Genomic DNA, 7,695 nt, shown 5'->3' on the forward strand with positions numbered 1-7,695 from the left:
GGTCGGTAACCCCGTGACCCGGCCGGCCTTCGGCGCGCTGCTGCTGGTGAGCCGTTGTCAGATGCTGGCGACCACCCGGTCGGCGAGCACGTAGACGGCCTCCTCGTCGGTGGAGAAGGTCAGCGAGTACGAGCCGGAGAAGCGCGAGCCGCCGAGCAGCCGGACGTGCTCACCGGCGCGGACCGCGTCGATCAGCCGGTAGGCGGCCTCCCGGTCGCCCGGGGCCACGCAGAGGGTGGTGCCGTCGGCGAAGGCGTACACGTCCAGGGTGCCCAGCGGGCCCGGGCGGACGTCGACCAGGGCGACGGCCTCCTCGGCGAGGGCGGCCAGCCGGCTGTCCGTCCACTCCCGGGACGGCGCCTGGCTGGGCACGAAGTCGGGGTGCGAGGGGTGGCGGCGCGGGTCGGGCGCGGCGACCGGGGCCTCCTCGACGGCCTGGTCGGCGTCCAGCAGCCCGGCCTCCAGGCCGGTGGCCAGCAGGTCGGCCTCGCGGCGGGCCCGGGCGTCCTTGGTCTCGCCGACCGGGTGGCCGGGGCGCAGCGGCACGCCGCCCTCGCCGCCGGGCTCGGCCGGGGCGGAGCCGCCCTCGTTGATCAGGTCTTCCAGCGCGGAGCGCAGCGCCTCGCCGAACTCCGGGTCCATCGTCCCGGCGTTGTCGACGGCGTCCTGCGGGCCGGTGGGGCGGGGGAAGAAGAGCGGCCACTCCTCGGTGCCGGAGAACGCGCCGGAGAACGGGGAGTCGAACAGCGGCGCGTCCTCGGCCGCGCGGGCCTCCTGCTCGGCCCAGAACGCCCGGGCCTCCGTGATCTCCCGCTCGCGGTCGGCGGCGAGCGCCTCGGTGACGGCCCGGCGTATCGCGGCCTCGTCCACCGGTGCGGGCGCGGACGGGGCGGCGGCCCGCGCGTCCAGCCGGCGGGAGAGCCCGCGGAGGTGGAGCAGCACGGCGGTCGACACGGCGATCAGGATCAGCAGCAGGATGGTGTAGACGGCGCTCACGGAACGTACTCCTAGCGAGGAGCGGAACGGGGTTACGTGTCCACACTGCCGCATGCGGGGCTGTTACCGCAGGGGCGAATGTCCAATTCCTCCCGGACTTTCGCTCTTGTCCCCAAATTGTTAGGTAACACCGTTCTACGCAGTGGAGTTGATCCGCTCCGCAGTGTCGATTTCCGGGCCGAAAACGAACGAAATGAGGGCCGGATCGACCTCTCGGTGTGATCCGGCCCTCAATTACGCTGCGTCACTCCAAATGGGTGGTCCAGACCCTTCGGAGTGCGCCCGGAGGTCAGCTGAGGCGCTCGATGACCATCGCCATGCCCTGGCCGCCGCCGACGCACATGGTCTCCAGGCCGAACTGCTTGTCGTGCCACTGCAGGGAGTTGATCAGCGTGGTGGTGATCCGGGCGCCGGTCATGCCGAAGGGGTGGCCGACCGCGATCGCGCCACCGTTGACGTTCAGCCGGTCCAGGTCGACGCCGAGGTCGCGGTAGGACGGGATCACCTGGGCGGCGAAGGCCTCGTTGATCTCGACCAGGTCGATGTCACCGATGGTCAGGCCGGCCCGCTTGAGCGCCTGCTTGGAGGCCTCGACCGGGCCGTAGCCCATGATCTCGGGGGAGAGCGCGCTGACGCCGGTGGAGACCACCCGGGCGAGCGGGGTGATGCCGAGCTCGCGGGCCTTGGTGTCGGACATGATCACCAGCGCGGCCGCGCCGTCGTTCAGCGGGCAGCAGTTACCCGCGGTCACGGTGCCGTCGGGGCGGAACACCGGCTTCAGGCCGGCCACGCCCTCCAGGGTGACGCCGGCGCGCGGGCCGTCGTCGGTGCTGACCACGGTGCCGTCCGGGAGCGTCACCGGGGTGATCTCGCGCTCCCAGAAGCCGGCCTTGATGGCGGCCTCGGCGAGGTTCTGCGAGCGGACGCCGAACTCGTCCTGCTCGGCGCGGGTGATGCCCTTGAGCGCGGCCAGGTTCTCGGCGGTCTGGCCCATCGCGATGTAGGCGTCCGGCACCAGGCCGTCCTCGCGCGGGTCGTGCCACTCCCCGCCGCCTTCTTCGGCGCGCTTCTTCGTACGGGCCTGGGCCTCGTCGAAGAGCGGGTTCATGGTGCCCGGCAGGCCGTCCGAGGTGCCGTTGACGCTGCGCGAGACGGTCTCCACACCGGCCGAGACGAAGACGTCGCCCTCGCCGGCCTTGATCGCGTGCAGCGCCATCCGCGTGGTCTGGAGCGAGGAGGAGCAGTAGCGGGTGATGGTGGCGCCCGGCAGGTAGTCCATGCCCATCTGGACGGCCACGATGCGGGCCAGGTTGTGGCCCTGCTCGCCGCCGGGCAGGCCGCAACCCAGCATCAGGTCGTCGATCTCGCGCGGGTCGAGCTGCGGCACCTTGGCCAGGGCGGCCTGGATGACGTGGGCGGTCAGGTCGTCCGGGCGGACGTCCTTGAGCGAGCCCTTGAAGGCCCGGCCGATCGGCGAACGGGTGGCGCTGACGATGACGGCTTCGGGCATGGCGGGCTCCTCGCTGGGTGACGGCGGACCTGACGTCCGGGAGGAAAGTTACCGCCTGGTAGATCAGGCGTCACCCGCCCCAGCGTGTGAGCTGGCCGACGTATTCCCGGGGCCCCCGTCGGGGGTCGTACCAGCCTCCTTCCCGCTCTCCGGGCCGGGCAGACCGATCCGCAGCCGGTGCCTCAGCTGGGCCCAGCGGCGGCCCGCGCCCTCCGCCGGTACGGCCGCCACCTCGGTGCCCTCCCGACCGGCCGCCGCGGCGGCCGCGACCGCGACCGGCAGCACCGTGCCGCCCGGGACGGCCGCGGCCGGACGCTCCTCCTCCGGCCAGAGCCCGAGCGCGGCGCAGACCGAGGGCAGCACGGCCATCGCGGCGGTCGCGTAGCCCTGGGCGGAGGGGTGGTAGCGGTCGGCGGCGAACATCTCCGGGCGGGCGGCGAACTCCGGGCCCAGCAACGAGCCCAGCGAGACCGTCCGGCCGCCCGCCTCCACCACCGCGATGGTCTGCGCGGCGGCCAGCTGTCGGCTCAGCCGGCGGGCCACCCAGCGCAGCGGCGGCCGCACCGGCTTGATCGTCCCGAGGTCCGGGCAGGTGCCCACGACCACCTCGCAGCCGTTGGCGCGCAGGGCGGCGACGGCCTCGCCGAGCTGGCGGACGGCCAGCTGGGCCGGGCTGTGCCGGGTCACGTCGTTGGCGCCGACCATGATCACGGCGATGTCCGGGTGGTGCGGCAGGGCCTGTTCCAGCTGGCCGGAGAGATCGGCGGAGCGGCCGCCGGAGCGGGCCACGTTGACCAGCCGGACCGGGCGCTCGGCCACCGAGGCGAGGCCCGCGGCCAGCAGCGCGCCCGGGGTCTCGCCGGCCCGGGCCACGCCGAGGCCGGCGCCGGTGGAGTCGCCGAGGACGGCCAGCACGAGCGGGGCCTGCGGGGCGGCGGCGCGGTCGGCGAAGGCCTCCCCGTAGACGCCGTCCGCCTTGGGCGGGACGGTCTCCAGGACGCCGATGGCCTGGATGGCGAGTCTGCTCTCGGTCACCAGCAGGCCGACGACGCCCACCCCGAGCAGGCCGAGCCCGCCGCCGCCGTACGCCGCCGCGGTGGCGATCCGGCGGGCCACCCGGGCCCGCGAGTCCCTTGCCCCTGGCATCCGGTGCCCCCTTCACGTGCTCCTGCCGGCCCCTCCGGGGCCACGGCCATGCCTGCACAGCGCTCTTACCCGTACGGAGGGCGGGAGTACCGGGGGTGCCGCTGGGGGTGGGCCATTGGGGGAGGGGTGCAGGAGGGGAGCCGCGGGGCGGGTGCCACGCCCTACGCTTTGCAGTACCGAACTCCGCAGTACCGAAATCGCATGCCCACAGACCGGGAGGATCCCCGTGCGGTACCACAACTCGATCATCGACCTCGTCGGCAACACGCCGCTGGTCAAGCTGAACAAGGTCACCGAGGGCATCAGCGCGACAGTGCTGGCCAAGGTCGAGTACTTCAACCCCGGCGGCTCGGTCAAGGACCGCATCGCGATGCGCATGATCGAGGCCGCCGAGGCCTCGGGCGCCCTCAAGCCGGGCGGCACCATCGTCGAGCCGACCTCCGGCAACACCGGTGTCGGCCTGGCGATCGTGGCCCAGCAGAAGGGCTACAAGTGCATCTTCGTCTGTCCTGACAAGGTCTCCACCGACAAGATCAACACCCTGCGCGCGTACGGCGCCGAGGTCGTCGTCTGTCCGACCGCCGTCGCCCCGGAGCACCCGGACTCCTACTACAACGTCTCCGACCGCCTGGTCCGGGAGACCCCGAACGCCTGGAAGCCGGACCAGTACTCCAACCCGGACAACCCGGCCTCGCACTACCACTCCACCGGCCCGGAGCTGTGGGAGCAGACCGACGGGAAGATCACCCACTTCGTGGCGGGCGTCGGCACCGGCGGCACCATCTCCGGCACCGGCAACTACCTGAAGGAGGCCTCCGGCGGCAAGGTCAAGGTGATCGGCGCCGACCCGGAGGGCTCGGTCTACTCGGGCGGCACCGGCCGGCCGTACCTGGTCGAGGGCGTCGGTGAGGACTTCTGGCCGACCGCCTACGACCGCGGCGTCGCGGACGAGATCGTCGCGGTCTCCGACAAGGACTCGTTCCAGATGACCCGCCGCCTGGCCAAGGAGGAGGGCCTGCTGGTCGGCGGCTCCTGCGGCATGGCCGTGGTGGCCGCGCTGGAGGTCGCCAAGAAGCTCGGCCCGGACGACGTCGTCGTGGTGCTGCTGCCGGACGGCGGCCGCGGCTACCTGTCGAAGATCTTCAACGACGACTGGATGGCCGACTACGGCTTCCTGCCCTCGGCCACCGACGAGGCGCACATCGGCGAGGTGCTGGCCCGCAAGGAGTCCCTCGCGCAGGGCGGCGTCCCGCAGTTCGTCCACATGCACCCGAACGAGACGGTCGCCGAGGCGGTCCGGGTGCTGCGCGAGTACGGCGTCTCGCAGATGCCGGTGGTCTCCCCGGGCGCCGGCCACCCGGACATCATGGCCGGCGAGGTGATCGGCTCGGTGGTGGAGAAGCTGCTGCTGGAGGGCATCTTCGCCAAGGACATCGAGCTCACCGACACGCTGGACAAGGTGATGTCCAAGCCGCTGCCGGTGGTCGGCTCGGGCGAGACCGTCACCAACCTGATGACCGTGCTGGAGAAGGCCGACGCGGCCGTCGTGCTGGTGGAGGGCAAGCCGCAGGGCATCGTCACCCGCCAGGACCTGCTGGGCTTCCTGACCGGCCGCGCCCAGCACTGACGCGGCGTCACCACCGCCCCCCGCGGATGGATGCGGAGGATTCGTCCACGGGGGAAGTGGTACACCGGCGTCACCTGTCCGCAGCACGTGGTTAACACGGCTCGGGCATCGTGGTGGTCAACGGCAGGACGCCGAGTGAGGCGACGGCAACCGTCCGGGAGCGGCTCCCCGGCGACCGCGGTCGGCTCCGGACACATCGGGTGGCCCTGACCCGGCCGCTGTGTCCTCCCGTCGCGGGAGGCGCCGTCGTCCCGCCCCTGACCGGCCCCGGCCGGTCGCCAGGGTGCGGCGGCTCCCGCGGCAGCACCGCGCCGCACGGCGCGTGTCCCGCGGCTCCCGGGTGGGGGAGTCCAGGCGGGGAACGGTGGGGCCGGTCCTTCTCCGAGGGACCGGCCCCTTCCGTTCGCGCCGTCGCACGTTCCGTTCGCGCCGTTCACGCCGGGCGCGCGGGGTGCACTCCGGGCGGCCGCCCGTGCGCCGCGCCGGGCGCGCCCGTCCCGTACGCTCGCACGCATGACCAGCACTGAAACGACCGACCAGGACGCCCCGCGCTACGTCCGGGTGAAGATCGAGCTCATCGCGGAGATCACCGACGAGGGCGCGCTCAAGGCGGCGGCCCTGGAGGCCGTCACCGCGGACGAGTACCTCGACGACGAGGAGCGCGCCCAGTCCGTCGAGGCCATCGAGGTGGACCCGTCGGGTTCGCTCGCCCACTTCATCGACCCCGTCGCGCTGCTCGGCGAGGTGCCCGGTGTGGAGCTCGCCTCGGCGACCTGGGAGTCGGCGCAGACCGAGTTCGACCCGGACGACGAGGAGTGGGACGAGTACGCGGTGGACGGCTCCGCCGAGTAGGACGGAAACCGTCGGGTGGTGGTCCTCGCCATCACCACCCGTGAACGCCCGGTCCGCTCCGCGGGCCGGGCGTTCTGTCCCTGTTCGTCGGGAAGTTGGGTCATCTCATACGATCGCTTACCCTTCGGTGATGGAACCGTGAACGGGCGTATTGCGTTTCTGTATCCGTAATGCCCGGGATGATCAGCAGGGAGACGCGACGTGACGGCACGGGACGGTCAGGGACGGGTGGCCGGAAGCAGCTGGAGCCGACGCGGGGTCCTCGCGGGCCTGATCGGAGCGCCCGTCCTGCTGCTGACCGCCTGCAACGACAACAGCGCCAGCGGCAGCGGCGGTGGCAGCGGCTCCGGCGGCGCGAACGGCACCCCGGCCTCCGGCGGTACGGGCAGCAGCGCCCCCAGGACCTCGGCCGCGGTCATCACCGTCACCCCGGCCGACGGCGCCGCCTCCGCGAGCTTCAGCGAGCCGGTCAAGGTCGCCGTCGCCAACGGCACCCTGACCAGCGTCAAGGTCACCGACACCGCCGGCAAGGAGCTGGCCGGCCAGCTCTCCGCCGACGGCACCGGCTGGACCTCGGCCGCCGCCCCCGCCAGCGGTACCAAGTACACCGTCGCCGCCACCGCCCTCGACAAGGACAAGCTGGAGGCGGACTCCAACGCCGTCTTCACCACGGCGACCCCGGCCAACACCTTCGTCGGCTACTTCACCCCCGAGGACGGCTCGACGGTCGGCGTCGGCATGCCGGTCTCGATCAACTTCAGCAAGCCGGTCACCGACCGCAAGGCCGTCCAGCAGGCGATCACCGTGATAGCCGAGCCGGGCGTCGAGATCGTCGGCCACTGGTTCTCCAGCACCCGCCTCGACTTCCGGCCGCAGGAGTACTGGGCCAAGGGCACCAAGGTCACCCTCAAGCTCCGGCTCAAGGACGTCGAGGGCGCCAAGGGCGTGTACGGCACCCAGTCCAAGGACGTGAGCTTCACCATCGGCCGCGCCCAGACCAGCGTCGCCGACCTCGCCGCCAAGAAGCTCACCGTCACCACCGACGGCCAGGTCAGCGCGGTCTACAAGATCTCCGGCGGCTCGCCCGAGCACATGACCTGGGGCGGCAAGATGGTGATCTCCGAGCAGTACACCCAGACCCGGATGAACTCGCAGACCGTCAACCTGGGCAGCGAGTACGACATCGCGGACGTGCCGCACGCCCAGCGCCTCAGCACCTCGGGCACCTTCATCCACGGCAACTACTGGTCCTCGCCGTCGATCTTCGGCGGCCAGAACACCAGCCACGGCTGCATCGGCCTGCGGGACGCCCAGGGCGCCCAGGACAGCGGTACGGACGGCTTCAAGTTCTACAAGTCCTCGATGGTCGGCGACGTGGTCGAGGTCGTGAACTCCGGTGACAAGACGGTCGCCCCGGACAACGGCCTGAACGGCTGGAACATGGGCTGGGCCGCCTGGAAGGCCGGCAGCGCCGTCTGACCCGGCCCCGCACCCCGGCCGGACAGACCCCGGCCGGATAGACCCACCGGTCGGAAAAACTCCTCGGGCGGACCGAACCTCGCGG

Annotated in this window: 6 protein-coding genes; 3 read left to right on the forward strand and 3 right to left on the reverse strand. The window is 72.2% G+C overall.

Going from position 1 to position 7,695, the window contains the following annotated elements:
- Positions 1 to 57 precede the first annotated feature (57 nt).
- The 3 genes from ACFU6K_RS23925 to ACFU6K_RS23935 form a co-directional block, all read right to left on the reverse strand.
- Positions 58 to 996, reverse strand: coding sequence for a hypothetical protein (locus tag ACFU6K_RS23925; RefSeq protein WP_380666180.1), 939 nt, complete (start codon positions 994 to 996; stop codon positions 58 to 60).
- A 289-nt stretch (positions 997 to 1,285) separates the two neighbouring features.
- A complete protein-coding gene (locus tag ACFU6K_RS23930; protein ID WP_380666182.1) occupies positions 1,286 to 2,506 on the reverse strand; it encodes an acetyl-CoA C-acetyltransferase in 1,221 nt (406 codons plus the stop codon).
- A gap of 63 nt (positions 2,507 to 2,569) precedes the next feature.
- Positions 2,570 to 3,652, reverse strand: a complete 1,083-nt coding sequence (locus ACFU6K_RS23935; protein ID WP_380666184.1) for an SGNH/GDSL hydrolase family protein — start codon at positions 3,650 to 3,652, stop codon at positions 2,570 to 2,572.
- Positions 3,653 to 3,878: 226 nt separating this feature from the next.
- Here ACFU6K_RS23935 and ACFU6K_RS23940 point away from each other — a divergent pair, with 226 nt between their 5' ends.
- The 3 genes from ACFU6K_RS23940 (at position 3,879) to ACFU6K_RS23950 (ending at position 7,610) form a co-directional block, all read left to right on the forward strand.
- The gene (locus ACFU6K_RS23940) at positions 3,879 to 5,279 is read left to right on the forward strand and encodes a cystathionine beta-synthase (protein WP_049656493.1); all 1,401 of its coding nucleotides are present in this window, start codon (positions 3,879 to 3,881) and stop codon (positions 5,277 to 5,279) included.
- Positions 5,280 to 5,792: 513 nt separating this feature from the next.
- Entirely contained in the window at positions 5,793 to 6,131 is a 339-nt protein-coding gene (locus ACFU6K_RS23945; RefSeq protein ID WP_380666186.1) for a hypothetical protein, read from the forward strand.
- 201 nt (positions 6,132 to 6,332) lie between these two features.
- Positions 6,333 to 7,610, forward strand: a complete 1,278-nt coding sequence (locus tag ACFU6K_RS23950) for an Ig-like domain-containing protein (RefSeq protein ID WP_380666188.1) — start codon at positions 6,333 to 6,335, stop codon at positions 7,608 to 7,610.
- The last annotated feature ends 85 nt before the right edge of the window (positions 7,611 to 7,695 follow it).

The organism is Kitasatospora sp. NPDC057512 (assembly GCF_042802135.1).
Taxonomy (GTDB): Bacteria; Actinomycetota; Actinomycetes; order Streptomycetales; family Streptomycetaceae; genus Kitasatospora.

What these genes read in the sequence shown, in the direction of transcription:
- ACFU6K_RS23935 (WP_380666184.1), bottom strand. Translation starts at nt 3,652, where the DNA reads ATGCCAGGGGCAAGGGACTCGCGGGCCCGGGTGGCCCGCCGGATCGCC.
- ACFU6K_RS23930 (WP_380666182.1), bottom strand. Translation starts at nt 2,506, where the DNA reads ATGCCCGAAGCCGTCATCGTCAGCGCCACCCGTTCGCCGATCGGCCGG.
- ACFU6K_RS23945 (WP_380666186.1), top strand. Translation starts at nt 5,793, where the DNA reads ATGACCAGCACTGAAACGACCGACCAGGACGCCCCGCGCTACGTCCGG.